A 26374-nucleotide genomic window follows, 5' to 3' on the forward strand; every position below is an offset into this window, starting at 1 on the left:
TTCTTCTTTACTCACCAAACGCCCCGCGCTCGTACGCTGCGTACTCGGGCGAACCGGGGAAGCGGCGCCGCAACTGGGCTGCCAGCGACGCTTCATGGGTCCGGTCACCCGCCTTGCGGCCGATGCGCATGGCAAGCCACAGCGCATCAGCCGGCAGCGTCTCGAGCTTGGCTGTCTCGAGCAGGCGGTTGATGAAAAAACCGGCGCGCTCAAGGTCGCGCCGCTCGTAGTACACCCGCGCCAATCCGGTATTGACCGTTGGCAGACCGGGGTTCAGACGCAAGGCTTCGAGCAGATAGCGCTCGGCCGCATCGTTGTTCCGGTTCTTGATGCTGCACACGCCCGCATTTACCAGCGCGCTGAGCGGCGTCTGGTACGTGGGGTTCTTCAGTGCGGCATCGAAATAACGCATTGCCTCGGCCGGGCGGTTGACCGACTGGCACAAAAACGAACCGAAGTTGTTTGAAAACTCCGGGTCGTTCGGGCGCAGGCGCAGCGCCTGCTGGTAATTCTCTTCGGCCAGCGGATACTGGCCCATCGACGTGTAGACCAGCGCGCGCAAGCCGTACGCATCGGCGTAGGCTGCATCGGCCGCCAGCGCCTTCTTGATTTCGTCGAGCGCGATTTCGTACTTGCCCTGCTGGTAATAACCGACCGCCAGTTGAATGCGGATCGATGCACGCTTCTCGCCCGCCGTCTGGTCCGACGCCGTCTTGAGCTCGCCGGTAGTGCCCAACCCGCCGCCCGCGTTGCTGGCGCATCCGGCCAGCAGGGTCAGGGTCGAGGCGAGTGCAAGCGCGACGGCGGCAAGCTTCATCAGGTCGGGATCTCCACGATGCGCCCGAAGTCGGCGCCAAACTTTTTCTGGTACTCGGCCATTTTTTCCATGCGCTCGGCCACCCGGGTGCGGTCCTTGACCTCACCGGCCAGCTGGCCGCAGGCAGCGTCGATATCGTCGCCGCGCGTCTTGCGCACGGTGGTGACAATGCCGGCATCCATCAGCACCTGGGCAAACGCCTTGATGCGGGGATTCTTGGAGCGGAACAGGCCGGACTCGGGGAACGGATTGAACGGAATCAGGTTGAACTTGCAGTTCACGCCGACCACAGGGTCGTTGACCAGCGCGATCAGTTCGCGTGCGTGCTCGTCGCTGTCGTTGAAGCCGTCGAGCATGCAGTATTCGAAGGTGATGAAGTCGCGCGGTGCAAACTCGAGATAGCGCTTGCAGGCAGCCATCAGTTCGCGCAGCGGGTATTTCTTGTTCAGCGGCACCAGGATATCGCGCAGCGCATCGTTCGACGCGTGCAGCGACACCGCCATGGCCACCGGCACGTCCTGCGACAGCTTGTCGATGTTGGGCACCACGCCCGAGGTCGACAGCGTCACGCGACGGCGCGACAGGCCGTAGGCGTTATCGTCGAGCATCAGCTTGAGCGCGGTAACGGTGGGTTCGTAGTTCAGCAGCGGCTCGCCCATGCCCATCATCACCACATTGGTGATCTGGCGTTCGCCTTTCGGGCCGGGCTCGATGCCTTTGGTGCGGCGCAGCTCGAACTCGGCCATCCACAGCTGGCCAATGATTTCGGCGACTGTGAGGTTGCGGTTGAAGCCCTGCTTGCCCGTCGAGCAGAAGCGGCAGTTGACGGCGCAGCCGGCTTGCGTGGAGATGCACAGCGTGCCGCGGTTTTCTTCCGGAATGAACACGGTTTCGACCGCATTGCCATTGCCGACATCGACCAGCCACTTGCGCGTGCCGTCGGTGGACGTGTTGTCGCTGACGATGGCTGGTGCGCGCACTTCGGCGCGCGTGCTCAGCTTTTCACGCAGCGATTTGGCCAGGTCGGTCATGCTGTCGAAGTCCGCGGCGCCAAACTGGTGGATCCAGCGTTGGAGTTGCTTGGCGCGGAACGGCTTCTCACCCAAGTCGGCGCAATAAGCGACGAGTTGCGCGGGATCGAGGTCCAGCAGGTTGGTGAGCGTCGTCATGGCAAAAATTCCTCAGTTTCAGCACCCGCTCGCATCAGCCCTTGGCCGCAGGCGAGCGGGTTACTCATTGCATTAGTCCGGGGAGAATGCTCCGGGGCGCGCCCGGACTGCGCTCCCCCTTACTAATTAACGCGAGTAGACGTTCAGTGCCGGGAAGTAGTAAGCGATTTCCACAGCAGCGGTTTCGGCAGCGTCCGAACCGTGAACAGCGTTGGCATCGATCGAATCAGCGAAGTCAGCGCGGATGGTGCCGGCGTCAGCTTTCTTTGGATCGGTTGCACCCATCAGGTCGCGGTTTTTCAGGATCGCGCCTTCGCCTTCGAGGGCGGTGACCATGACTGGACCCGAGATCATGAACTCGACCAGGTCCTTGAAGAATGGACGTGCAGCGTGCACAGCGTAGAAGCCTTCGGCTTCAGCGCGCGACAGTTGCACCATGCGTGCAGCGACGATCTTCAGGCCAGCTTCTTCGAAACGGCTGTAGATTTTGCCGATCACGTTTTTTGCGACTGCGTCAGGCTTGATGATGGACAGGGTGCGTTCGATTGCCATGAGAAAACTCCAATAAAATGAAAGGTTTAGAACTGAGCGATGTAAACAAACTTTGGGACTCAATTAACCTTCAATTTTACCATATCCGACCCGAAAAGCTCATATTGCGGTGGCGGTCGGCAAGGTGGTACAGTGGCGGCAAACTTACGTCCAGCTTCTTGATCAAACTTCATGCTCGTTTAAGTCACGTGTTATAGGATGATAGGTAGTTGCTGTACAGTACCTGCAGTTATTCATTTCTCCGGAGGCACTATGTATCCTAGTACCCAAAGTACCATCGACCTGACCAAAGGTGGCCAGGCCTCGCGTAACAAAGTGCTACGCAATACTTACTGGTTGCTGGCGCTGTCGATGATCCCGACCGTGGCAGGCGCCTTCCTTGGCGTGTCCATGGGTGTCGCGCTGTTCAGCGGTATCCTCGGCTTCGTGATCTTCATGGCCGTCGCATTCGGCTTCATGTGGGCGATTGAAAAGAACAAGGACTCCGGCCTGGGCGTTGCCCTGCTGCTGGGCTTCACGTTCTTCATGGGCCTGATGTTGGCACCACTGCTGACGCACACGCTGAACTATTCGAACGGCGGCAGCCTGATCATGACCGCCTTCGGCGGCACCGCGATCGTGTTCGCCGTGATGGCCAGCATCGCCACCACGACCAAGCGCGACTTCTCGGGCATGGGCAGCTGGCTGATGGCCGGCGTCGTCGTGCTGCTGCTGGCGGTCGTCGCCAACATCTTCCTGCAGATGTCGGTGCTGTCGATCGTGATCTCGATCCTGGCGATCGGTATCTTCTCGGCCTTCATCCTGTATGACGTCCAGCGCATCGTCAACGGCGGCGAAACCAACTACGTCACCGCCACGCTGTCGATCTACCTGAATGTCTTCAACATCTTCTCCAGCCTGCTGCGCCTGCTGGGCATCGTGGGCGGCGACGACTGATCGTCCCCTGCCCCAATAAAAAAACCGGCCACTGGCCGGTTTTTTTTCGTTCATTCACTTCTTCACCCGATCCACTCTTCTGCCGGCGCCGGCTTTTCGCCCAGTTCGAACACGCCGATCGATTCCACGTGGGACGTGTGCGGGAACATGTTGACGACGCCTGCTTTTGTCATCACGTAGCCGGCTTCGTGCACGAGGATGCCGGCGTCGCGCGCCAGCGTCGACGGGCTGCACGAGACGTAGACGATCCGCTGCGGCATCAGGTGCTCGTGGGTGGTGCGCAGTTCGGCCAGCGACTGCGCCAGCGCCATGGCGCCATCGCGGGGCGGGTCGATCAGCATGCGGTCAAAGCGGCCCAGCGCCACCAGGTCTTCTTTCGTCACATCGAACAGGTTGCGGGTCGAGAATGACGTCTTGGCGGCCAGGCCATTGGCGCGGGCATTCTCCAGCGCGCGCTCGGTCAGCGCCGTGCTGCCCTCGATGCCGACGACTTCGCGTGCCTGGGTCGCCAGTGGCAGCGTGAAGTTGCCCAGGCCGCAGAACAGGTCGGCCACACGGTCGGTCGGCTGCACGTCCAGCAGACGCAGCGCCTTCGAGACCAGCACGCGGTTGATCTGGTGGTTGACCTGGGTGAAGTCGGTGGGCTTGAATGGCATGCGGATGCCGAACTCGGGCAGCGTGTAATACAGATCGGTACCCAGCGGATAGTACGGGTGCGCCGAATCGGGGCCATTCGGCTGCAGCCACCAGTGGATCTTCCATGTGTCGGCGAATGCCTTGAGCAGCGTTTCGTCCTTGCGGCTGAGTGGCGCCATGATACGCAGCACCAGCACGGTCGATTCTTCGCCGATCGCCAGTTCGATCTGGGGCACGTGGTCGATGATCGACAGTGCGGCGATCAGTTCGCGCAGCGGCACGATCAGGCGCGCGACGTGGTCGGGCAGGATTTCGCAGGTGACGATGTCGGCCACCAGCGCCGAGGCTTTCTCATGGAAGCCCACCATCACCGTGTTTTTCTTCGGCACGTTACGCACCGACAGGCGCGCGCGGTAGCGGTAATCCCAGGTCGGGCCGTACATTGGCCGCAGGATGGTCTCGGCCTTCACCTTGGCAATGTGCTTGAGGTTATCTTCGAGTACGCGCTGCTTCATCGCGACCTGCGCGCCTGGCTCCAGGTGCTGCATCGAGCAGCCGCCGCAGTAACCGAAATGGATGCACTTTGGCTCGACCCGCATCGACGACGCGCGCTGCAGCGTGACCATGCGGCCCGCTTCCCAGTTCTTCTTTTTCTTGAGCGTCTCGTAGCTGACGCGCTCGCCCGGCAGCGCGCCTTCGACGAAGACCACTTTACCGGGCGAGCCGTCGGCGTTCTCGAGGTGGCCAACGCCGCGCCCGTCCATGTCGAGGGATTTGATGTCGATGAAAATGTCGTGCATGGGCGATCAGAAAGGAGTGAGCGTCGAGGGGAGGATGCGCTGGCGGCGCATGATAGCAAGGAAACCGATGAGGCGCTATCGTAACCGGATGATCCAGATGCCAACCATCACCGCGTGGACGGCGTAGGGTGGGCGGCTTTGCCGCCCACGCGGTGATCGTTATCGGTGCCGCTTACGTGCCGGATGATCTGGCTGCCAACCATCGGCGCCGCTTATGTGCCGGATAATCTGGCTGCCAACCATCGGCGCCGCTTATGTGCCGGATGATCTGGCTGCCAACCATCACCGCGTGGACGGCGCCCCCGTCCACCCTACAGCAAAGCGTCGCGGACCACGCCACGGGCGGCCATCGCCCGCTTCAGCTTGACGAGCGCTTCCTGCTGGATCTGGCGCACCCGCTCGCGCGTGACGCCCAGCTCGTCGGCCAGCGTCTCGAGCGTGGCCGGCTCGTCGTTGTCCAGGCCGAAGCGGCGCGTGACGACCAGGCGCTGCTTGTCCGGCAGGCGCGCCAGCCAGTCGCGCACCAAGAGCGCGGCTTCCTGCTGCTCGGCGTGGGCGTCGGGGCTGCTCTCGCCGTCGTCGGGCAGCACGTCCATCAGGCTCGACTGCGGGTCGTTGTCGAGCGGCGCGTCGAGCGAGGTCGGATGTTCGGACAGCATCAGGATGTCCTGCACCTCTTCGACCGGACGGCCGACCAAGCTGGCGATATCCTCGCTCGAGGCTTCCTTGCCGTCGTGGGTTTGCGCTTCGAGGTGGTATTTGGCGCGCAGTACGCCGTTGAGTTCGCGCACCATGTGCACCGGCAGGCGCACCGTGCGCGCCTGGTTCATGATCGCGCGCTCGATGCTCTGGCGGATCCACCAGGTCGCGTAGGTCGAAAAGCGAAAGCCGCGCTCGGGCTCGAACTTGTCGATCGCGCGCATCAGGCCGATATTGCCTTCCTCGATCAGGTCGAGCAGCACCACGCCGCGGTTGATGTAATGCTTGGCAATCGAGACGACCAGGCGCAGATTGTGCTCGATCATCGTCTGGCGCGCGCCGAAATCCCCCGCCTTGGCCAGCGTGGAGAAATGGACTTCCTCGGCATTCGTGAGCAGCGCTCGGGTGCCGATCTGGTTCAGGTAGTGCTGGGTAGTGTCGGTCGCGAGCTCGGCCTGCAAGACTTTGCGCAGCTCGTCGACCGTGTCGACGACGGCGGCAACCGCCAGCGGCTCGCCGTCACCCGCAGCAGCCACCGGCCCGCTTTCCGGGTCATCCGGAAACTCGTCGGTGTCCTGCGGGTCGAGCGAGTGCGGCGGCTGTGTCATACCATCCTATCGAACGGGCAGGAACCTCGTCGGATCGACCGGCTTGCCCTGCTGGCGGATTTCGAAGTGCAGCTTGACCAGGTCGGCGTCGGAATCGCCCATTTCGGCAATCAACTGGCCCTTGGCCACATTGTCGCCTTCCTTCACGACGATCTTGCGATTGTGCGCGTAGGCCGACAACAGGCTGTTGCTATGCTTGACGATCACGAGATTACCATAACCGCGAATCCCGCTGCCAGCGTACATGACCTTGCCGGAACCGGCCGCCACCACGGGCTGTCCAGCCTTGCCGGCGATGTCCAGGCCCTTGTTGCGGCCGTCGTCGAAGGTGGCGATGACGCGCCCATCCGATGGCCACATCCAGCTCAGGCGCGCTTCGTCGCTGGCGCCGACAGCCGGGGCCGCTGGCGCTGCCGGCACGACCGGCGTGACGGCCGGGACGCTCGGGCGCGTATCGGCCACCGTGCTCTCGGTGGCCGGCTTCTTGTCGACGCGCGGCTCGGTCTTGCGCGGCGCGGTAGCAGCCGGCGGCATCGGAATCGGCTGGGTCTGGACGTTGGCGGTGCGTTCGCCGCCCGGCGCGCTCACGCGCAGAACCTGGCCGACCTTGATGTCGTCCGGGTTGGCCAGCTTGTTCCAGTCGACCAGGTCGCGGTAGTTCTGGCCGAAGTCGAAGGCGATGCGCAGCAGCGTGTCACCCTTGCGCACGGTGTACATGCCGCGCTCGTCGTGCTTGGGGGTCTCGTCGACGCGCACTGGCGCCGGACGGGTCTGTGCGGGCGGGGTGCCGCGTTCGACGACGGGCGCCTGGCGGGTCGTGGTGGAACAGCCGGCAACGAGGCCGATAAGGATCGTCAGGAGGGCGAAACGCGGTGCTTGTGTCATTGGCATTCTTTAGTCTTGTCGGCGTACTGCGGGCCTGGCGGCCCAGATTGAAATTAGATGGTGCCCGGGCGCAGGGGCACAAAGTGGCACGCTTCCAGCGTTTCGCTGGTCCACTCGGCCTTGCCGGTGCGGGTTATGCGGTGCAGGTGCTGCACCTCGGCGCCAACGGGCGCGACCAGATGCGCACCGATGGCCAGCTGCTCGAGCAGCGCGCGCGGCACATCGAGGCCGGCGGCCGCGAGAATGATACCGTCGAACGGCGCCACCTGCGGCAAGCCTAACATACCATCGCCATACTGCAAACGCAGGTTCGATATGCGCATCGGGCGCAGATTGGTTTTGGCAAGCTCATGCAGGGCCTTGATGCGCTCGATCGAGTACACATCCTTCGCGACGAACGACAGCACCGCGGCCTGGTAGCCGCAGCCCGTGCCGATCTCGAGCACGCGCTCGAGCTTGCGCCCGGCGCACATCATGTCGATCATGCGCGCCACGATGTACGGCTGCGACATCGTCTGCTGATGGCCGATCGGCAGCGACGCATCGACATACGCCTGGCCCGACATCGCCGGCTCCAGAAACAAGTGGCGCGGCACGATTTCCATGGCGCGCAGCACTTGCGGATCATTCACACCCTGGCGCGCGATGCGGGTCACCATCGCGCGGCGCACCGCTTCGGTAGCGGCCAGATCCGAGCGCTGGGCGGTCGGCGCGCCGGTCGCGGCCGGCACATAGCCGGGCGCGCGTGCAGCTGGTCCGGCTTCGGGCGGCGCCTTGCTGCCGCTCGCGGCGTTGCGGGTCGCCGTCTGCGGCGTGAACACCGGCGCCGGCGTGCCAGGCTTGCGCGCGCCGCCCGTCGTCGACGACAGCGGCAACGGGAAGTTCGGCCGCGCGTCCTTCATGGCAGGGCTCCCGCCAGCAGATCGAGCTGGGTCTTGTGGGTCAGGTCGATCTGCAGCGGCGTGATCGACACGCATCCCTGCGCCGTGGCATGGAAATCGGTGCCCTCGCCCGCATCGAGGCAGGCACCGGGTGCGCCGATCCAGAAGATCTCGCGCCCGCGCGGATCCTGCGCGCGGATGACGGGTTCGGCCTGGTGACGGCGACCAAGGCGGGCCGGCGTCAGCGGGCCGATCTGCTCGTACGGCAGGTTCGGGATGTTCACGTTGAGCAGGAACGGCGACGGCAAGGCGGCAAAACCGCCCGCCGCGAAACGCTCCACGATATCGCGCGCCACGCGGGCCGCATCGTCCACGTGGGCCCAGCCGCTGTTGACCTGCGAGAACGCGATGGCCGGTACGCCGAACAGATACGCTTCGGTGGCAGCGGCCACGGTACCGGAATACAGCGTGTCGTCGCCCATGTTCTGGCCATTGTTGATGCCGGAAACCACGAGGTCGGGCAGCGCGTCGGACATTCCGGTCAGTGCGATGTGCACGCAGTCGGTCGGCGTGCCATTGGCAAAGTAAAAACCGTTGGCCGCTTTGTGGACCGACAGGGGTCGGTCGAGTGTGAGGGAGTTGGATGCGCCCGAACGGTTGCTGTCGGGCGCAACGACGACGATCTCGGCGATGGGCGCAAGCGCATCCGCCAGCGCCTGGATGCCGGGCGCGAGATAGCCATCATCGTTGCTAATCAGTATCCGCATGGAGGCGATTTTACCTGAAGCAACGCTTGTATCGACACCTGGTGGCGGAAAAATGCGCCCGGATTTCATGATCCGGGACGCTGGATGCCGCTTTGACACCCGCTACGATCAATAACTTAGCGAATTGACAAGCAGCGTGGCAAGAGCGGCAACGGCCGAACAACCGCGCTCACGATCTGGCCCTCAAGCGTCCGTACCGGCGTCGCTGTCATCGCCCTCTGCCGCCGCCGGATCGAAGAAGCGCAGCACGTCTTCCTGCACCCGCGTGCGCTTGAACGATGGCAGGCTTTGCCAGATGCGGCGGCCGTACGGTTTGGTGATGAGGCGCGGATCGCAGATCATCAACACGCCCCGGTCGTCGACGTCGCGGATCAGGCGCCCAGCCCCCTGCTTGAGCGTGATGATCGCCTCGGGGAGCTGGTGGTGCATGAAGCCGTTGAGGCCCTGCTTTTCCATCACCTCGATGCGTGCGGCCAGCACCGGATCGTCCGGCGGTGCAAATGGCAGCTTGTCGATGATCACGAGCGACAGCGCATCGCCGCGCACATCGACGCCTTCCCAGAAGCTCTGGCTGCCCACCAGCACGGCATTGCCGGCCGTGCGGAACGAATCGAGCAATTCGGTGCGGCCCCGCTCGCCCTGCACGAACAGCGGGAAATCCCAGCCGCGCTCGGCAAACTCGACCCGCAGGCGTTCCGCCACCTTGTTCACGGCGCGAATCGTCGTGCACAGGAAGAACGTGCGCCCGCCGGCCGCCTTGATCACCGGCAGCGCCGCGTCGACGACGGCGTCGGTGTAGACCGCCGCCTGCGGTTCCGGCAAGCCGGTCGGCACGTACAGCAAGCCCTGGTTCACGTAGTCGAACGGGCTCGGCCAGGTCTTGGCCGGCTCGCCCGTCAATCCAAGCTGATCGGAGAAATGCTTGAAGTCGTTTTTGACGGCCAGCGTTGCCGACGTGAAGATCCAGCTGCGCGGCGTGCCTTCGCGCTGGTTGGAAAAGATCGGCGCGATCGACAGCGGCGTCTTGTGCAATTGCAGGGATGACGCGAACGCTTCGGCCCACAGCACGGCCTGCTCGGCGGCCGGGGCCTTGGCATCCGGTTTCCAGCCGTCGATGGCGGCGGCCAGGTCATGCGCCCGCACGCGGCAGGCTTCGATCGTTTCGGCGCGCGCCGCGTTTTCTTCGAGCACGGTGATCATCCCCGCCAGCTCGGCCTTGAGCTTGTCGAGCGCCGGGAAGAACTGCGACGTCGGCATGATCTGCGGCAGCGACAGGCGCAGATTGCCTTCGCCAAACGCCAGGCGCAGATCGCGCGCCGCTTTCTCGACGACGGTCACGACCTTGGCCCAGTCCGGGCCACCCCGTGCATGCGCCAGGCCTTCGGCCAGCACGTCGCGGCACAGTTCGAGCACTTGCGAGGTCGACACCGACTGGCCGAAGAACAGCGTCGCCGTGTCGGGCAGCTGGTGCGCCTCGTCGAAGATGATGGTGTTGGCCGACGGCAGCAGCTCGGCTACGCCGGTGTCCTTGAGGGCCACGTCGGCAAAGAACAGGTGGTGGTTGACGACGACGATGTCGGCCTGCTGCGCTTCGCGCCGGGCCTTCATGACGAAGCAGTCCTGGTAGTACTGGCACTCGGCGCCCATGCAGGTGTCGCGCGTGGACGTGACGAGGTTCCAGACCGTGGCGGTTTCCGGCACCTTGGCCAGCTCGGCCTTGTCGCCCGAGTTGGTCATTTTGATGAAGCGTGAAATTTCGCGCAGGTGGCCGACGTCGTCGCGCGACGTCAGGCGGCCGTTCTGCAGCGTGCGCTCCAGATGGAAATGGCAGACGTAGTTCGAGCGGCCCTTGAGCAGCGCCACCGAGACCGGCGCGCGCAGCGCAGCGCGGATGGTCGGGATGTCGCGCATGAACAACTGGTCCTGCAGGTTCTTGGTGCCGGTCGAGACGATCGTCTTGCCTCCCCACAGCAGCGCCGGGACCAGATAGGCGAAGGTCTTGCCGGTGCCCGTACCGGCCTCGGCCATCAGCACTTGCTGGTTGTCGATGGCGTGGGCGACGGCCTTGGCCATCTCGGTCTGGGCCTGGCGTGGCTTGAAGGTGCCGACGGCGGGCGCGAGCGGGCCGCCCGCACCGAACAGGCGGTCGAGGTCAGCGTCGTACTTGCCGGCAGGGATAGCGGAGTCGGTCAACGCGGCGGAATGTGCTTCCACAGCGCCAGTGGCCGACCCAGCCGTCCCGACCGGCTCTGCGGCAGGGCCGGGAACAGGGAGATGGTCGGTCAATGTATGTGTCGTAACTTATCTTGAAGAAACGTGGCTTGCAGCAATGGCTCAGGCCGGGATATCGGGGACCAGCTGCATCTTCAGCAGCGTAATATGATCTTTGAGCTGCAGTTTACGCTTTTTGAGGCGGCGCAGTTGTAACCCGTCGGCGTGGCCGTCCGCCGTCAACATGGAGATGACGGCATCGAGGTCGCGGTGTTCCACATCGAGTTCAATAATACGGCGCTGGATGTCCTGGACATCGATCATGATGGTCTGTTCCAAACAGTGTTTACAGATGGGATTGCGGGAATGGGAGCCGGTCGGCGCTGGCGCAGCGGGCCTTCCAGTATTGCCGTAAGCAAATCTTCTTGCTTGTTGGTTGGTTCTCGGTGCATAGTTTAATCCACGCGGTCATTGCCGCCAACAAAGATTGGCGTTAGGCCTAAGAAAACAAGCATTTATGACTTCCTACAGGATCGAAGCGGGTACCGCGCAACACATCGGTAACCGCCCCCAACAAAACGATCGCGCCGCCCTGTTCACGGGCGCGCGCGCGCCCGGCTATGTGCTCGCGGTGCTGTCTGACGGCATCGCCAGCCCGGCCGGGGCCGAACAGGTGCTGCACACGGCGCGCCAGGTATTCGACGAATTCAAGCCGGGCGACCATCCGGACATCGAGCGCCTGGCCCAGCTGCTGCACGAGATCATCAGCGAAACCCACACGGTGATCAAGATGAACGCCCTCGCCGGCAAGACCGAACTCCACGCCAGCTTCGTCGGCCTGGTGATCAGTCCGCATGGCGAGGCGGTCTGGGCCCACGTGGGCGACTCGCGCCTGTATCGCTTCGAGCACGACAAGTGCGCGATGCGCACCAGTGACGTCGCCTATGTCGAGCACCTGATCTCGAGCGACCGCCTGCCAGCCGATGCGGCGCGCAACCACCGCCGCTCCAAGCTGCTGCTCAATGTACTGGGAAACAGCCGCAAGGAGCCGTTCGTTACGACCGGCAGCCACACGGGCCTGGTCGCCGGCGACAGCTTTTTGCTCGGCTCCGATGGGCTGTGGCACTTCTTCACCGACGCCGAACTGGCCGCCGTGACCGCCAAGTCCACGCCGCGCCAGGCCGCCGAAAAGCTCATCAGCAAGGCCGGCGAACGCTCTCAGGGCAAGGGTGGCAATTGCACCATGGCCATCGTCAAACTGGTCAAACCGGCCAGCGCCTAGTTGCTCGCTGCCGGCGGCTGGGCCGCTTTCTTTGCAGCGTCGTCAGCGGCGCGCTTGGCGGCTTTTGCCTCGCGCTCGGCAACACGGCGCGCGACCTGCTTCTGACGCTCGATCGATTCCACACGCCGCGCTTCGGCCGCCGCCACATTCTGGGCTGCCCTCGCCTGGGCATTCTGGGTGCGGGCCGCATTCTCCTGCAGGCGCTTGGTGCGGGCTGCGCGCGACTCTGCCGGCGTCGTGCGCGGCGCTGGCAAGGCAGCGGGCGGTGGCGCCTTGACGGCCGGTGGATTGGCCGCCAGTTCAGCTTCTTCTTTCTGGAACGCCGCTTCGGACACCGCCAACGCGCGGTCGCGCTCATCTACCTTGGCCTGGCGCAGGTAGCGCGATGCTTCGATCTCGATGGCGCGCTGCTCGAGCAAAGCCACGCGCTGCTGCTCGCTTGCCTCGTCCAGGCAACGGGTGACGAAGAATTTGTCGTAGCAGACCACTTCGCGTTCGGCGTAGCGGGTTTCGATGGCGCGGCGCTCGGCGGCCACGGCTGCCAGCCGCTCCTGGGCCTGCGCGGTCGAGGTCGATGCGGGTGGTGGCACCTCCGGCGCGGCCAGCTGTGTCGTCGAGCAGGCCGCCAGCAGGCTTGCCAGGGCCAGCAGCGCGCCTGCGCGCAGCGTGGTAATGCGTGTCATGTGGATCCTTGTTGTCGTGCCTGGCCGGTTCAGGCGATCTTGTCGGCCGCGCCGCGCCGCTCGGAGAGCATGTATTCGCGCGACTGCATCTCGATGATACGCGATACGGTCCGGTGGAATTCATTGGCCAGCTGGCCCTGCGTGTAGAGCTCTTCGGGCTCGACGGCCGCGGACATGATCAGCTTGACCTTGTGGTCGTAGAACACGTCGATCAGCCAGGTGAAGCGGCGCGCTTCGGACGACTGCCCCGCCGACATTGCCGGGATACCGGACAACACCACCGTGTGGAACTGGCTGGCCAGCTCCAGATAATCGTTCTGCGAGCGCGGGCCGCCGCACAGTGTGGCGAAATCGAACCAGATGACGCCACCGGCACGGCGCAGCGCGCGGATTTCGCGGTTCTCGATGTGCACGATCGGCGCTTCGTCGGCGATGTCGGCCACTTTGGCATAGGCGTCGCGCAAGGCGCGGTCGGACGCGGCATTCAGTGGCGTGTAATACGCCTCGACCTGCTCGAGCGCGCGCTTGCGGTAATCGTTGCCGGCATCGACGTTCAGCACGTCCAGCTTGTCCTGCAACAGCGCGATGGTCGGCAGCATGCGGTCGCGGTGCAGGCCGTCCGGGTACAGCGTCGACGGTTCGTAGTTCGACGTCATCACGAAGCTCACGCCATTGTCGAACAGCGCCTTGAGCAGGTTGTACAGGATCATCGCATCGGCGATATCCGAGACGTGGAATTCATCGAAGCAGATCAGCCGGTATTTCTTGGCGATGCGCTTGGCCACTTCGTCGAGCGGATCGGCCACGCCCTTCAGTTCATCCAGTTGCCCGTGGACGGCGCGCATGAATTCATGGAAGTGCAGGCGCGTCTTGCGTACCACCGGCACGACCGAATAGAACGAGTCCATCAGGAACGATTTGCCGCGCCCTACCCCGCCCCACATGTACACGCCCTTGGGCACCGTGGGACGGTTGATCAGACGCTTGAAAGCGGACGACCGCTGGGCCTTGTAGGCGACCCAGTCGTCGTACGCCTGCTGCAGGCGGTCCACCGCCATTTGCTGCGCGGGGTCGGACGTGAAACCACGCGCGTTAAGCTCGTGTACATAATATTCTTGAACGTTCATGGGATACCGGGAAAAAGGAGGGTGGACGCGGCCGGCGAGGCGGGCTCCCGTCCACGCGTTCGACTCACGGCGTTATGCCACCATCGTGGCTTCACGCGTACATTGACCGCGTGGACGGCGGAGCCGTCCACCCTACGGCACTTGGCACCGTACAGCATTGCTAACGGTAGGGTGGACGGGTTCCCCGTCCACGCGTCCAACGTGCGGCACCAGGCCGGTGAAAATGCTTAGAAGTTCAGCGAACGCTTGTCCACCGCCAGAGCGGCTTCTTTGGTGGCTTCCGACAGCGACGGGTGCGCGTGGCAGATGCGGGCGATGTCTTCGGCCGAGGCTTTGAATTCCATCGCGACGACGGCTTCCGAAATCAGCTCGGACGCCATTGGGCCCACGATGTGCACGCCCAGGATTTCGTCGGTCGTGGCATCGGCCAGGAACTTGACCATACCCGACGTGTCACCCAGCGCGCGCGCACGGCCGTTGGCCATGAACGGGAAGGTACCGGCCTTGTAGGCGATGCCTTCGGCCTTGAGCTGCTGCTCGGTCTTGCCGACCCACGAGATCTCTGGCGACGTGTAGATCACCCAGGGAATCGTATTGAAGTTGACGTGACCATGCTGGCCGGCGATACGCTCGGCCACGGCAACGCCTTCTTCTTCGGCCTTGTGCGCCAGCATCGGGCCGCGCACGACGTCGCCCACTGCCCACACGCCCGGCAGATTGGTGCGGCACTCGTCGTCGACGACGACAAAGCCACGCTCGTCGAGCTGCACGCCCACGGCTTCGGCGTTCAGGCCGATCGTGTTCGGCACGCGGCCGATCGAGATGATCAGGCGGTCGAACGTGGTGCTCTGTTCGGCGCCGGTGCTGTCGGCATACGCCACAGTGACGTTGTTCTCGCCCTTGGTGATCGCGCCGATCTTGCAACCGAGGTTGATTTTGAGGCCCTGTTTGACGAACAGCTTGTGCGCTTCTTTGGCGATCTGCTCATCGACTGCGCCCAGGAAGGTCGGCAGACCTTCGAGCACGGTAACGTCAGCACCGACACGGCGCCAGACGCTGCCCATTTCGAGGCCAATGACGCCGGCACCGATCACGCCCAGCTTGCCCGGGACTGCGTCGATGGCCAGTGCACCGGCGTTCGACAGGATCAGTTTCTCGTCGAATTCGGCGCCTGGCAGCTGGCGTGCGTTCGAACCGGTCGCGATGACCACGTTCTTGGCGGTCAGCGTGTCGGTGGTCGGGCCACTGACATTGATGGTGTAACCACCTTCGGCAGTGCCGGCGAACGCGCCGCGGCCGTGGAAGAAGCTGACCTTGTTTTTCTTGAACAGGAACAGGATGCCATCGTTGTTCTGCTTGACGATCGTGTCCTTGCGACCCAGCATCTTGCCCAGGTCGAGTTCGAGGCCCGAGACATTAATGCCGTGGTCGGCAAACGCGTGACCGGCGTGCTCGAAGTGCTCCGACGACTGCAGCAGGGCTTTCGACGGGATGCAGCCGACGTTGGTGCAGGTGCCGCCCGGGGCAGGCTTGCCGGCGGCGTTGCTCCATTCGTCGATACAGGCAACCTTGAAGCCCAGCTGTGCTGCGCGGATGGCAGCAATGTAACCGCCAGGACCGCCGCCGATGACGACGACGTCAAATTGTTTATCGCTCATTACATGATTCCTAGTTGGTTGGAAGCGCATTGGTCAGCACGTCGTCCCGGCGCAGGCCGGGACCCAAGCGTGCTCGCGTGGTTGCTGCGTTCGATTGAGCGGCAACCCGGCGCACTTGGGTTCCCGCCTTCGCGGGAACGACGTGCCGGGGCTGGTAGCCAGGGCACGCTTCAAACGTGATTATTCTTCGGGTACAAACACCCACAGCAGTAAGTAAATCAGGATGCCGAAGCCGAACGTCAGGACGAACAGCACGAAGATCAGGCGCCAGACCCACGACTCGAGGCCATAGGTACGCGCCAGGCCGCCACACACGCCGCCGAGCCAGCGATCGAGCCGCGTGCGGCGCAGGCCGCTGAGCAGATCGTCGCGGTGCGTGTCGAACGACGAGCCGCTCTTGAACACGCTCTCCTTCGTCAGGCTGACAGTGGACGCGCCAGAGAGAATGCGCGCCTTGGCCTGTTCGAATTCAGCGTCGGTCAGGGCGCCGGCCTGGTGCAGCTCGTGCAGCCGCTTGATTTCGTCTGACAGCATGTCGTTCTCCGGCAAACTATGACCGGCGCCACGGGGCGCCGGCCAGGTTGAGACTTACAGGTCCAGCAGCAGGCGGGCCGGATCTTCCAGCGCATCCTTCATCGCGACCAGACCCAGGACGGCTTCGCGGCCGTCGATGATGCGGTGGTCGTACGACATGGCCAGGTAGTTCATCGGACGGATCACGATCTGACCGTTTTCGACAACCGCGCGGTCCTTGGTCGCGTGCACGCCCAGGATGGCCGACTGTGGTGGGTTGATGATCGGGGTCGACATCATCGAACCGAACACGCCGCCGTTCGAGATCGAGAACGTACCGCCGTTCAGATCGTCCAGGGTCAGCTTGCCTTCTTTGGCTTTCTGGCCGAATTCACCGATTTTCTTTTCGATATCGGCGATCGACATCTGGTCGGCGTTGCGCAGGATCGGCACCACCAGGCCACGTGGCGAACCGACAGCGATACCGATGTCGAAGTAGCCGTGGTAGACGATGTCGTTACCGTCGACCGACGCGTTCAGCACTGGGTACTTCTTCAGTGCGGCAACGGCAGCCTTGACGAAGAACGACATGAAGCCCAGCTTGACGCCGTGCTCTTTCTCGAACTTGTCCTTGTACTTGTTACGCAGGTCCATGACTGGCGCCATGTTCACTTCGTTGAACGTGGTCAGGATGGCGTTGGTCGACTGCGATTGCAGCAGGCGCTCGGCGATACGGGCGCGCAGGCGGCTCATCGGCACGCGCTCTTCCGGACGGTCGCCCTGGCTGGCTGGCGCGGCGGCAGCGACTTGCTGCAGTGGCGCTTTGGCAGGTGCGGCAGCTGGTGCAGGTGCTGCTGCAGCGGCTGGCTTGTTGGCAACGGCGGCCAGGGCGTCGCCCTTGGTCACGCGACCGTCACGGCCCGAACCATCAACGCCGGCGGCGTTCATGTTGTTGTCAGCCAGGATCTTGGCAGCGGCAGGCATCGCGACGCCAGCCTTCGACTGGTTCGAGGCAGCTTCCGGGGCCGCTTGCGATGGCGCGGCAGCGATCGGTGCGTTTGGCGCGGCCGATGGAATGGCTTTCACTGGCAGCGGGCTGGTCTGCGCCGATGCTTCGGTGTCGATGACGGCGATGACTTCACCGGCGACGACGGTTGCGCCGTCGGCCTTGAGCAGTTGCACGATCACGCCGGCGCTTGGCGCTGGCAGTTCCAGGACCACCTTGTCGGTCTCGATGTCGATCATGTTCTCGTCGCGCTCGACGGACTCGCCGACTTTCTTGTGCCAGGACAGCAGGGTTGCTTCAGCAACCGATTCCGACAATACAGGGACCTTGACTTCGATTTGTGCCATTTAAAACTCCAGTAATTATTCTTTGCAAGAAACCCCGACGCGCAGCGCCGGGGTCGTGGTCTTACTTATGCTTGTGCTTACTTCGTCAGGATGAAGCCCTTGAGCTTCGAGAACGCCGTCTCCAGCAGTTCTTTCTGCTGCGCGATGTGCTTGTCGGCATAACCGACCGCAGGCGACGCCGAGGCGGCGCGGCCGGCGTATGCCAGGCGCTGGCCATCTTCCATGCCCTCGAAGATGTTGTGCTGGATCTGGAACCATGGACCCTGGTTTTGCGGCTCGTCCTGCACCCACACCACTTCGCCAGCGTTCGGGAACTTTTTGAGTTCAGCGCCGAACGACTTGTGCGGGAACGGGTACATCTGTTCCATGCGGATGATCGCGGTGTCGGTCACGTTGCGCGCCTTGCGTGCATTGACCAGGTCGAAGTAGACCTTGCCCGAGCAGACCAGCACGCGCTTGACCTTCGATGCGTCGATCTTCTCGTCGCATTCGCCGATCACGGTCTGGAAACCGCCCTTGGCCAGGTCGGTCAGCGGCGAACCGGCATCCTTGTTACGCAGCAGGGACTTCGGCGTGAAGATGACCAGAGGCTTGCGGAACTGGCGCACCATCTGGCGACGCAGCAGGTGGAAGATCTGGGCTGCGGTCGTCGGCTGGACCACTTGCATATTGTTGTCTGCGCACAGTTGCAGGAAACGCTCGATACGTGCCGACGAGTGCTCCGGACCCTGGCCTTCGTAGCCGTGTGGCAGCATCATGACCAGGCCCGACGCGCGGCCCCACTTCACTTCGCCCGAGGCGATGAACTGGTCGATCACGACTTGCGCGCCGTTGACGAAGTCGCCGAACTGGGCTTCCCAGATCGTCAGCGTGTTTGGCTCTGCGGTCGAGAAACCATACTCGAAGGCGAGCACGGCTTCTTCGGACAGCACCGAGTCGATCACGGTGAAGTTGGCCTGATTCTCGGACACATTGGCCAGTGGCAGGTAGATGCCCTGGTCCCAACGTTCACGGTTCTGGTCGTGCAGCACGGCGTGACGGTGCACGAACGTGCCGCGGCCCGCATCCTGGCCCGACAGGCGGATGGCGTAACCCGACGACAACAGCGACGCGTATGCCAGGTGTTCGCCCATGCCCCAGTCGAGGTTGACTTCGCCACGGCCCATATTGGCGCGGTCGGCCAGCACCTTGTCGACCAGCGAGTGCGGCTTGAAATTTTCTGGCGTCGTGGTGATGCGTTGCGCCAGGCGCTTCAGTTCGGTCAGTGGCACGGCGGTATCGGCCGCATCGGTCCACTTCTTGTTCAGGAACGGCGCCCAGTCGACGGCGTACTTGTTCTTGAAGTTGGTCAGCACCGGATCGACCGTGTGCTTGCCGGCGTCCATCGCATCGCGGAACGCAGCGACGAGCTTGTCGCCACCATCGGCTTCGATGGTGCCCTGCGCTGCCAGCTTTTCGGCGTACAGCTTGCGGGTGCCCGGGTGCTTGGCGATCTTCTTGTACATCAGCGGCTGGGTCAGCGCTGGCGTATCCTGCTCGTTGTGGCCCAGCTTGCGGTAGCAGATGATGTCGACGACGACGTCCTTGCCGAATTCGGCGCGGTAGTCGAGCGCGATCTGGCTGGCCAGCACGACGGCTTCAGGATCGTCGGCGTTCACGTGCAGCACCGGTGCTTCGATCATCTTGACGACGTCCGAGCAGTACAGCGTCGAGCGCGCATCGCGCGGATCCGACGTGGTGAAACCGATCTGGTTGTTGATGACGATGTGGACCGTACCGCCCGTACCGTAGCCGCGGGTCTGCGCCAGGTTCAGGGTTTCCATGACCACGCCCTGGCCGGCGAATGCAGCATCGCCGTGCACCAGGATCGGCAAGACTTCTTTGCCCTTGCGGTCGCCACGGCGTTCCATACGCGCCTTGACCGACCCTTCGACGACCGGGTTGACGATCTCGAGGTGAGATGGGTTGAAGGCGAGTGACAGATGGACCGGGCCGCCCGGCGTGGTGATGTCGCTCGAGAAGCCCTGGTGGTACTTGACGTCACCGGCTGGCAGGTCGTCGGCGTGCTTGCCTTCGAATTCTTCGAACAGGTCGGCCGGGCTCTTGCCCAGGGTGTTGACCAGGACGTTCAGGCGGCCGCGGTGGGCCATGCCGATAACGATTTCCTGGACGCCCTTTTCACCGGCGCGCTGGATGACTTCGTCCATCGACGCGATGAACGATTCGCCACCTTCGAGCGAGAAGCGCTTGGCGCCGACGTACTTGGTGTGCAGGTAGCGCTCGAGGCCTTCGGCCGCGGTCAGGCGCTCGAGGATGTGTTTTTTCTTTTCAGCCGAGAAGGTCGGGGTCGAACGGATCGATTCCAGACGCTCTTGCAGCCAGCGCTTTTCGGTCGGGTCGCTGATGTACATGAACTCGGCACCGATCGAGCGGGTGTACGTGTCACGCAGCATGTTCAGGATATCGCGCAGTGGCGCGGTTTCTTGACCGAAATACGTATTGGTGATGTTGAAGACCGTGTCCATGTCGGACTCGGTGAAGCCGTAGAACGCAGGATCGAGTTCTGGCAGCAGTGGACGTTCCTGGCGCTGCAGCGGATCCAGGTTGGCCCAGCGCGAACCGAGGTAACGGTAGGCGGCGGTGATCTGGGTCACGGCGACGCGTTTGCGGCCCAGTTCGGAGTCAGCCGAGGCGACCACGGTACGGATCGGGCCCTGCTTGGCGCGTTCGGCGAACGACGCAATGACCGATGAATGGACGACGTCAGGACGGTTCGAGCCATCGACGGCCGGCACGTGCTGCATCTGGTCGAAGTAGGCGCGCCAGTTTTCTGGGACCGACGTCGGATTGTCCAGATAGGCCTCGTACAACTCTTCCACGTACGGGGCATTGCCGCCGAACAGGTATGAGTTGGCGTTTTGTTGTTGCATCATTCTTGCTCACCTTTCTTTTCGCGCTTCGCGAGGGTTGGGCGGGTTATTTAACCTTCCGCGACACGGCCTGACCGTTTAGCGGATTGCACTTCAAGACATCAAGTTGTGGGGGAAGGACTGTTTCAGTACCGATACATGTGCAAAATCCTGCCTGTTTGCGCTCATGATTGTAACGCATGATCCCATGCGGGGCAGATTACATTCCTAGAATAATTTATTACCAAATGTGTTTTTGAACACTCACACCACACCGGCAAATGTGCGGTTGTCGTCAATACCACGTTGACCTTGTAAATGATAATCGTTATCATTTAACGCATGTCCACCTCCGCCCCGTCCCCTGATGTCGTCCAGCCGGTGTTACCGGCATCGGCCAAAGCAACCAGCACGCCCGCCCCCGCTCCCGCGACTGGCGGCATGCCCCAGCGCCTCCCGGGTGCGGGCCGCGCCATGTTTCTCAAGCAATTGCACCAATGGCACTGGATCAGCTCGGCGATCTGCCTGATGGCGATGCTGCTGTTCAGCTTCACGGGGCTGACGCTGAACAACGCGGCCGTGATCAAGGCCACGCCCGAGGTCACGCGCCTGAAAGCCACGTTGCCGGCACCGCTGCTTCCGCAATTTAAACAGTGGGCCGAAGAACATGCCGACGCCAAGGTGCCGCTGCCGAGCAGCATCGCCGACTGGACCAACAGCGCGTTCCCCGTCGATGTGCGCGGCCAGCGCGCCGAATGGACCGAGGAAGACGCCTACATCGCCCTGCCCCGCCCCGGCGGCGACGCCTGGCTGCGCATCGCCGTCGACGGCAGCGCCGAATTCGAGCGCACCGACCGCGGCTGGATTTCGTGGCTCAACGACATGCACAAGGGCCGCAACACAGGCGCTGTCTGGAGCTGGTTCATCGACATTTTTTCGGTCGCCTGCATCGTGTTCTGCATCACGGGCTTTTTGATCATGAAATACCACGCGGCCAACCGGCCGTCGACCTGGCCAGTGATCGGCTTCGGCATCGTGCTGCCGGCCGTGCTGGCGTTGTTGTTTGTCCACTGATCGTTTATTTCCAACCTGAGAGAAGACCAAGAATGAAACTGTCCCACTCGCTCGTCCTGACCCTGCCGCTCGTTTCCGGCTGGGCCATGGCCGCCGACCTGTCGGTCAAATTCGACCTGCCGCAACTGAACGTGGCCGAATACCACAAGCCGTATGTGGCGATCTGGCTCGAACGCGCCGACCAGAGCGTCGCGGCCAATCTCGCCGTGCTGTACGACCTCAAAAAGGATGCTGCCGGCGACAAATGGGTCAAGGACCTGCGCACGTGGTGGCGCAAGGCAGGACGTGATGCGAAATTCCCGCTCGATGGCGTCAGCGGCGCCACGCGTCCGGCAGGCAGCCAGACGATGAAGTTCGACGGCGCCAAGCATGGCCTCGACAAACTGCCGGCCGGCGACTACAAGCTGGTCGTGGAAGCATCGCGCGAAGCGGGCGGGCGTGAACTGGTCAAGGTGCCGTTCACGTGGACCGGCAAGGGCAAGGTCGCAGCGAATGCGGCCGGCAAGGAAGAACTGGGCGCCGTCGCCCTCGAACTCCAATAACAACAATCCAGAGAGAATCCCATGCACAACCGTATCCTCAAGGGCGCTCTGCTCGGCCTGGCCCTGGCCGGTATGTCGATGAGCGCGCAGGCGCACCGCGGCTGGCTGTTGCCCAGCACGGCCATGGTCGAAGCGAAGGAACCGTGGGTCACGCTCGACGGCGCGATCTCGGAAGGCCTGTTCGAATTCCACCACGTGCCGCTGCGCCTGGACAATCTGACGATCACGGGCCCGGACGGCGTGACGACCAAGGCCGAAGGCGCCGTGCTCGGCAAATTTCGCAGCACGATCGACATCCGCCTGCCGAAGGACGGCACCTACCGCCTGGCCATCGTCAGCAACAACGTGATGGGCAGCTACAAGCTGGGCGGCGAGGTCAAGCGCTTCCGCGGCGTCGAAGGCACACCGGGCGCGCAAGTGCCGGCCGGCGCGACCGACGTGACCACCAGCACCACGCACACGCGTCTGGAAACCTTCGTGTCGGCCAATGACATGAACGACACGGCGCTCAAGCCAAGCGGCGTCGGCCTCGAAATGGTCCCGGTCACCAATCCGTCCGACCTTCGTGCGGGCGAGCCGATCACGTTCCGCTTCCAGCTCGATGGCAAGCCGCTGCCAAACTTCCCGTTCAGCATGGTGCCGGGCGCCGTCAAGTACCGCGGCACGCTGGGCGAGTTGCGCTTCACCACCGACGCCAAGGGCGAGGCCAAGTTCACGGTGCCGGACGCGAATATGTACTGGCTCTCGGCCAAGTTCCCCCTCGAGACGCAGAAAGGCCCGCCAGCGCCCGGCGCCAAGCGCTACAGCTATACGGCCACGCTCGACGTTCTGCCGCAGTAAGGGCACACGGGCTCGATGCGCACCATTCTTGTTCCCCTGAACGTCGACGCGGCCATGCCGCCCGGCGGCAGCACGCTGTTCACCACATCCGGCACGTCGATGGGCACGACCTGGTCGGCGCGGCTGATGCTGCCGCCGGGCGCCGATGGCGCCGTGCTCGCCCAAGCGCTGCAAGGCGAGCTGGACGAGATCGTTGCGCAAATGAGCCATTGGGACGAAGACTCCCTGCTGTCGCGCTACAACCGCGCACCGGCCGGCAGCTGGCACGCGCTGCCGCCGCAATTTTTTGCGGTCGCCGAGTATGCGCTGCAGGTGGCGGCCGCTAGCGGCGGCGCCTACGATCCGGCTGCTGGCGCGCTTGTCGACCTGTGGGGCTTCGGCGCCCGCGGGCGCTACGATCAGCCGGGGTTCCAGGCGCCGCAGGCGGAGCTGGTTGCCGACGTTATCGCGCGCCGGGGCGAGCGCCAGCCGGTGCTTGACCATGCCGGGCGGCGCCTGCTGCAACCGGGTGGCGCCATCCTGGATTTCTCGTCGGTCGCCAAGGGATATGCGGTCGATCGCATGGCTGCCTGCCTCGAGGATCGCAGCGTGCGCCATTTCGTTGTCGAAGCGGGTGGCGAATTGCGCGGCGCCGGGGTCAAGCCGGATGGCCAGCCGTGGTGGGTCGAGGTCGAGGGCGTGCCGGATTGCGAGACTGTCGGGCAGACGATCGTTGCCCTGCACGGGCTGGCGATCGCCACCTCGGGCGACTACCGTCGCAGTTTTCAATATGGCATGCGGCGCATGGCGCACACGCTCGATCCGCGCAGCGGCTACCCGGCCGATCACGACCTGGCCTCGGTCACCGTGCTGGCGCCGACCTGCATGGCGGCCGACGCGCTGTCCACTGCGCTGACCGTGCTCGGGCCGGATGACGGGCTGGCGTTTGCGGAACAACGCGGGATCGCAGCGCGCTTTCTCGTGCGCGCCGGATCCGGCTTGAAAGAAACCACGACGGGCGCCTGGCGCTCGATGCTCCAATGATGCTCCAATGATGTTGACAATCGAACCGCTGCGCTGGGGGAGCGCCTTGGCGCTGTCCGGCGTCTATCTTGCGATGTGCCTGGGACTGTGGCGCATGCATCTGGCCAAGGCACGCCCCAGCGGCGTGGCCGCCGACTGGCTCGTGGTCTACGCGAGCCAGACCGGCAGTGCAGAATTTCTGGCCGAACGGACGGCCGCCACGCTGGCGCTCGGGGGCCTGGATGCGCGCGCAGCCTGCATCTCGACGCTCGACCTGGCTACGTTGTCCAGCGCCAGCCGTATCCTGTTCGTCTGCAGCACCTACGGCGAAGGCGACGCACCCGATCCCGCCGCACGCTTTGCCACGCAGACGATGGACGCGATGCCGGACCTGTCGCAGCTGCACTTCGGCATGCTGGCCCTGGGCGACATCACCTACACCAACTACTGCGGCTTCGGCCGCGCGCTCGATGCCTGGCTGCGCGAACGCGGCGCAACAAGTCTGTTCGAGCGCATCGACGTCGACCGCGGCGCACCAGAAGCGCTGGCCGCCTGGCAGCACCACCTGAGCCATCTGGCCGGCACGAGCGACGCACCGGACTGGGAAGCGCCCACCTACGGCGCCTGGCGCATTGCCGAACGCACACTGCTCAATCCCGGCAGCGCCGGCGCGCCGCTGTACCGCCTCGCGTTGACGCCGCAGGATGGCGCGCTGCCGGCCTGGGAGGCCGGCGACCTGGCGCAAGTGAGCGCGCCGGCTGACCCGGCGTACCCGCGCGAGTATTCGATTGCCTCGATACCGGCAGAAGGCCAGCTCACGCTGCTGGTGCGATTGCAGCAGCGTGCCGACGGGACGCCGGGCGCAGCGTCCGGATGGTTGTGCATGGACGCGCTTGCGACAGACGCGATCCGGCTGCGGGTGCGCGCGCATGCACGTTTCCGGCTGGGTGAGAATGCGCTGCGGCCACTGATTGCGATCGGCAACGGTAGCGGGCTGGCCGGACTGCGCGCGCTGCTCAAGGCGCGCATCGACGTCGGCACCCACGACAACTGGCTGCTGTTCGGCGAACGCAATACGGCCCATGACTTCCTGTGCCAGAACGAACTCGAAGCATGGCGCGACAGCGGCGCCCTCACCCGCCTCGACCTGGCGTTTTCGCGTGACGGGAGCACGGCGCGCTATGTGCAGCATCTGGTTGCCGCGCAAGCTGACCTCTTGCGCCAGTGGGTGCAGGATGGCGCGGCGATCTACGTCTGCGGCAGCCTGCAGGGGATGGCTGGCGGCGTGCATGATGCACTGATCGACATCCTGGGCGCTGACGCGGTCGAGGCCATGATGGCCAATGGCCGCTACCGGCGCGATGTGTACTGATACATCCGACAAACAACCATCATGTTTGACACGGGATGCCGAGACGCACATGCTGTCAGGAACGCCGGTTTTCCGACAGGAACAGACATTCATCGCCGAACAATTCGGCCGCACAAAGTGAGCACATTAGATGACATCAGAAACCGATCCTTTTCGTCTTCCAACTGATGAAGAAATTACCTCTGCAGAGGCCCGTTTAGGGGTTGTATTCCATGCTGACTATCGCGCTTTTCTAAAAAGCGGCGGGGACGTTGCCAACGCCATATTTGACGCGGCCGTCGTATTGCCGGGGTCAGGATACTGCGATCTTTTTGAAATTGCCCAGTATGCGTGGGAAAACGCGGGCGTGCCTCGCGACCTCGTTCCTTTCGTTCAAGACAATGGAGACTACTTCTGCATTTCTTCGGCCGGCGAAGTCTCGTACTGGTCTCATAATGGCGCAACGTCGGAACGTTGGCCTAGTCTGTCGAACTGGTTCCAACAGGTTTGCATTGAACGTCGATAGACACTGCAACGGCCCAAACCATTAAAGGGCAAGCTCCGCTTCGGGTAAATGTCAGACTATCGCGCTTACTGTTCGACGTTCATCCCACATTGTTATGGTTCGCACCGCTGTCTACAACGGCGACGATTCACGTCAAAAGCTCGTCGAAATTTTTTGGCTTTTATCGACGTGAGCGCTCTTATGATAGAAATAGCTCACGCCACCCGGCCACGGATCGCTTGAAGAAGCTTTACTATCAGCTGAGATTCAAACATCGGAACTTACGCTCAGCGCTACAAGTCGCGCAACGAGCGGACGCACTATTAAGATGCAAATGAAGGCTGCCGGCATTGCAACGCGGTAGGCGGACATCACGTTCCTCAAATAGTTACTGTCGTATCCGAATTCCGTAAATGTAATTACCAAGGACATCAGAAATGACATCACTATTGCCATATATAGTGCAAATACATAGGGCGCGAGAAATTTTGGCAACCTGCGTTCTGTAATCCACCGATTTGAATGATTCATTGGTATTGACCTATCTAAGATGCAAGAGATAATTCAGGTTATC

The 26374-nt window shown here is 63.3% G+C and carries 25 protein-coding genes; 8 read left to right on the plus strand and 17 right to left on the minus strand.

Annotated features, from left to right (window positions below; all coding sequences use genetic code 11):
* Positions 1 to 7: 7 nt before the first annotated feature.
* From pilW to ndk, 3 genes are all read right to left on the minus strand, one after another.
* A complete protein-coding gene (gene pilW / locus HD842_RS14410; protein WP_183555423.1) occupies positions 8 to 817 on the minus strand; it encodes a type IV pilus biogenesis/stability protein PilW in 810 nt (269 codons plus the stop codon).
* A complete protein-coding gene (gene rlmN, locus HD842_RS14415) occupies positions 817 to 1986 on the minus strand; it encodes a 23S rRNA (adenine(2503)-C(2))-methyltransferase RlmN (protein WP_183555424.1) in 1170 nt (389 codons plus the stop codon). Before rlmN ends, pilW begins: the two co-directional genes overlap by 1 nt.
* Positions 1987 to 2112: 126 nt before the next feature.
* A complete protein-coding gene (ndk, locus tag HD842_RS14420; RefSeq protein ID WP_183555425.1) occupies positions 2113 to 2538 on the minus strand; it encodes a nucleoside-diphosphate kinase in 426 nt (141 codons plus the stop codon).
* Positions 2539 to 2790: 252 nt separating this feature from the next.
* On the opposite strand from ndk, the gene HD842_RS14425 reads away from it, so the two are divergent.
* Complete coding sequence (locus tag HD842_RS14425) at positions 2791 to 3474, plus strand: Bax inhibitor-1/YccA family protein (RefSeq protein ID WP_183555426.1); 684 nt, start codon at positions 2791 to 2793, stop codon at positions 3472 to 3474.
* Between the two features lie 62 nt (positions 3475 to 3536).
* On the opposite strand, the gene rlmD is transcribed toward HD842_RS14425, so the two are convergent.
* From rlmD to HD842_RS14460, 7 genes are all read right to left on the minus strand, one after another.
* Positions 3537 to 4910, minus strand: a complete 1374-nt coding sequence (rlmD, locus tag HD842_RS14430; protein ID WP_183555427.1) for a 23S rRNA (uracil(1939)-C(5))-methyltransferase RlmD — start codon at positions 4908 to 4910, stop codon at positions 3537 to 3539.
* Positions 4911 to 5221: 311 nt separating this feature from the next.
* Positions 5222 to 6217, minus strand: a complete 996-nt coding sequence (gene rpoS, locus HD842_RS14435) for an RNA polymerase sigma factor RpoS (protein ID WP_183555428.1) — start codon at positions 6215 to 6217, stop codon at positions 5222 to 5224.
* 6 nt (positions 6218 to 6223) lie between these two features.
* On the minus strand, positions 6224 to 7102 hold the full coding sequence (locus HD842_RS14440) for a peptidoglycan DD-metalloendopeptidase family protein (RefSeq protein ID WP_183555429.1): 879 nt from the start codon (positions 7100 to 7102) through the stop codon (positions 6224 to 6226).
* A 53-nt stretch (positions 7103 to 7155) separates the two neighbouring features.
* Positions 7156 to 8004: a protein-L-isoaspartate(D-aspartate) O-methyltransferase gene (locus HD842_RS14445; protein WP_183555430.1), complete on the minus strand. Its 849-nt coding sequence runs from the start codon at positions 8002 to 8004 to the stop codon at positions 7156 to 7158.
* Positions 8001 to 8750 (minus strand): 5'/3'-nucleotidase SurE, encoded by a 750-nt coding sequence (surE, locus tag HD842_RS14450; protein ID WP_183555431.1) that lies wholly within the window; start codon positions 8748 to 8750, stop codon positions 8001 to 8003. The genes HD842_RS14445 and surE overlap by 4 nt, the downstream gene beginning before the upstream one ends.
* Positions 8751 to 8933: 183 nt before the next feature.
* Complete coding sequence (locus HD842_RS14455) at positions 8934 to 10943, minus strand: ATP-dependent DNA helicase (RefSeq protein WP_183555432.1); 2010 nt, start codon at positions 10941 to 10943, stop codon at positions 8934 to 8936.
* A 141-nt stretch (positions 10944 to 11084) separates the two neighbouring features.
* Entirely contained in the window at positions 11085 to 11285 is a 201-nt protein-coding gene (locus HD842_RS14460; protein WP_183555433.1) for a YdcH family protein, read from the minus strand.
* 193 nt (positions 11286 to 11478) lie between these two features.
* Between HD842_RS14460 and HD842_RS14465 the strand changes: the two genes are divergently transcribed.
* Positions 11479 to 12243, plus strand: coding sequence for a PP2C family protein-serine/threonine phosphatase (locus HD842_RS14465; protein ID WP_183555434.1), 765 nt, complete (start codon positions 11479 to 11481; stop codon positions 12241 to 12243).
* Here HD842_RS14465 and HD842_RS14470 read toward each other — a convergent pair.
* The 6 genes from HD842_RS14470 to HD842_RS14495 all read right to left on the minus strand — a co-directional run bounded on the left by HD842_RS14470 (position 12240) and on the right by HD842_RS14495 (position 20510).
* Positions 12240 to 12926, minus strand: coding sequence for a hypothetical protein (locus tag HD842_RS14470; protein ID WP_183555435.1), 687 nt, complete (start codon positions 12924 to 12926; stop codon positions 12240 to 12242). The genes HD842_RS14465 and HD842_RS14470 overlap by 4 nt on opposite strands.
* Positions 12927 to 12955: 29 nt before the next feature.
* Positions 12956 to 14053, minus strand: a complete 1098-nt coding sequence (zapE, locus tag HD842_RS14475; RefSeq protein WP_183555436.1) for a cell division protein ZapE — start codon at positions 14051 to 14053, stop codon at positions 12956 to 12958.
* A 227-nt stretch (positions 14054 to 14280) separates the two neighbouring features.
* Entirely contained in the window at positions 14281 to 15711 is a 1431-nt protein-coding gene (gene lpdA / locus HD842_RS14480; RefSeq protein ID WP_183555437.1) for a dihydrolipoyl dehydrogenase, read from the minus strand.
* 180 nt (positions 15712 to 15891) lie between these two features.
* Entirely contained in the window at positions 15892 to 16245 is a 354-nt protein-coding gene (locus tag HD842_RS14485) for a PspC domain-containing protein (RefSeq protein WP_183555438.1), read from the minus strand.
* A gap of 54 nt (positions 16246 to 16299) precedes the next feature.
* Complete coding sequence (odhB, locus tag HD842_RS14490) at positions 16300 to 17577, minus strand: 2-oxoglutarate dehydrogenase complex dihydrolipoyllysine-residue succinyltransferase (protein ID WP_183555439.1); 1278 nt, start codon at positions 17575 to 17577, stop codon at positions 16300 to 16302.
* Positions 17578 to 17654: 77 nt separating this feature from the next.
* A complete protein-coding gene (locus HD842_RS14495) occupies positions 17655 to 20510 on the minus strand; it encodes a 2-oxoglutarate dehydrogenase E1 component (RefSeq protein WP_183555440.1) in 2856 nt (951 codons plus the stop codon).
* 417 nt (positions 20511 to 20927) lie between these two features.
* Here HD842_RS14495 and HD842_RS14500 point away from each other — a divergent pair, with 417 nt between their 5' ends.
* The 6 genes from HD842_RS14500 (at position 20928) to HD842_RS14525 (ending at position 25821) form a co-directional block, all read left to right on the plus strand.
* A complete protein-coding gene (locus HD842_RS14500) occupies positions 20928 to 21560 on the plus strand; it encodes a PepSY-associated TM helix domain-containing protein (RefSeq protein WP_183555441.1) in 633 nt (210 codons plus the stop codon).
* A gap of 32 nt (positions 21561 to 21592) precedes the next feature.
* Entirely contained in the window at positions 21593 to 22102 is a 510-nt protein-coding gene (locus tag HD842_RS14505) for a DUF2271 domain-containing protein (protein ID WP_183555442.1), read from the plus strand.
* Positions 22103 to 22123: 21 nt separating this feature from the next.
* A complete protein-coding gene (locus HD842_RS14510; RefSeq protein ID WP_183555443.1) occupies positions 22124 to 22942 on the plus strand; it encodes a DUF4198 domain-containing protein in 819 nt (272 codons plus the stop codon).
* A 15-nt stretch (positions 22943 to 22957) separates the two neighbouring features.
* Positions 22958 to 23965, plus strand: coding sequence for an FAD:protein FMN transferase (locus HD842_RS14515; protein WP_183555444.1), 1008 nt, complete (start codon positions 22958 to 22960; stop codon positions 23963 to 23965).
* A 7-nt stretch (positions 23966 to 23972) separates the two neighbouring features.
* Complete coding sequence (locus HD842_RS14520) at positions 23973 to 25316, plus strand: sulfite reductase subunit alpha (protein WP_183555445.1); 1344 nt, start codon at positions 23973 to 23975, stop codon at positions 25314 to 25316.
* A gap of 130 nt (positions 25317 to 25446) precedes the next feature.
* The gene (locus tag HD842_RS14525) at positions 25447 to 25821 is read left to right on the plus strand and encodes an SMI1/KNR4 family protein (RefSeq protein WP_183555446.1); all 375 of its coding nucleotides are present in this window, start codon (positions 25447 to 25449) and stop codon (positions 25819 to 25821) included.
* Between the two features lie 246 nt (positions 25822 to 26067).
* On the opposite strand, the gene HD842_RS24100 is transcribed toward HD842_RS14525, so the two are convergent.
* A complete protein-coding gene (locus HD842_RS24100; protein ID WP_183555447.1) occupies positions 26068 to 26331 on the minus strand; it encodes a DUF2798 domain-containing protein in 264 nt (87 codons plus the stop codon).
* Between the last annotated feature and the right edge of the window lie 43 nt (positions 26332 to 26374).

The sequence above is a fragment of the Massilia aurea genome (assembly GCF_014200505.1).
Lineage (GTDB): Bacteria > Pseudomonadota > Gammaproteobacteria > Burkholderiales > Burkholderiaceae_D > Telluria > Telluria aurea_B.